The following is a 558-nucleotide window of genomic DNA, read 5'->3' on the forward strand; positions in this document are numbered from 1 at the left end:
GTTGAGATCCTGGTCGAAGCGCGGCCCGCCGACGAGCTCGCGCATGGCCGCCCGAGCCGCCCAGTAGAAATGGCGCAGCAGCCAGGGCGCGCGGCGAAAATGCTTCAGCAACAGCGCGCCGTTGCCGAAATGATAGTCGCGGTGCAGCCGGTCGATCGCCGCGCGGTCGCGCCGTCCGTGATGGTGGAAGATCGTCATGTCGGGCACATATTCCACCGCCATGCCGGCGAGCATCGCCCGCACCAGATAATCCGTGTCCTCGGCCGAACGCAGCGCCCCGCCGGCGCCGAAGCGCTCGTCGAAGGGGCCGATACGGGCGGCGACGCGCTGGACCTGCCCTTCACCATCAAGCGCTGCGACGAGCGCGAGCGGTTGACGCCCGCCGTCCATCCGGGCGGCTTCGTGCTCGGCTGCAACATGACCATGCACCGCGCCGTCGCCGCCCGTATCGGCCCCTTCGACGAGCGCTTCGGCGCCGGCGGGGCGCTGCGTTCGGCCGAGGACACGGATTATCTGGTGCGGGCGATGCTCGCCGGCATGGCGGTGGAATATGTGCCC

General features: G+C 69.9%; 2 pseudogenes. One reads left to right on the top strand and one right to left on the bottom strand.

Going from position 1 to position 558, the window contains the following annotated elements:
• A pseudogene (locus tag EOA23_RS35300) lies at nucleotides 1-324 on the bottom strand (glycosyltransferase family 2 protein); the annotation flags it as partial.
• Between EOA23_RS35300 and EOA23_RS35305 the strand changes: the two are divergent.
• Nucleotides 319-558, top strand: a pseudogene (locus EOA23_RS35305) (glycosyltransferase family 2 protein); the annotation flags it as partial. The pseudogenes EOA23_RS35300 and EOA23_RS35305 overlap by 6 nt on opposite strands.

The sequence above is a fragment of the Mesorhizobium sp. M2A.F.Ca.ET.042.01.1.1 genome, from assembly GCF_003997405.1.
Taxonomy (GTDB): Bacteria; Pseudomonadota; Alphaproteobacteria; order Rhizobiales; family Rhizobiaceae; genus Mesorhizobium.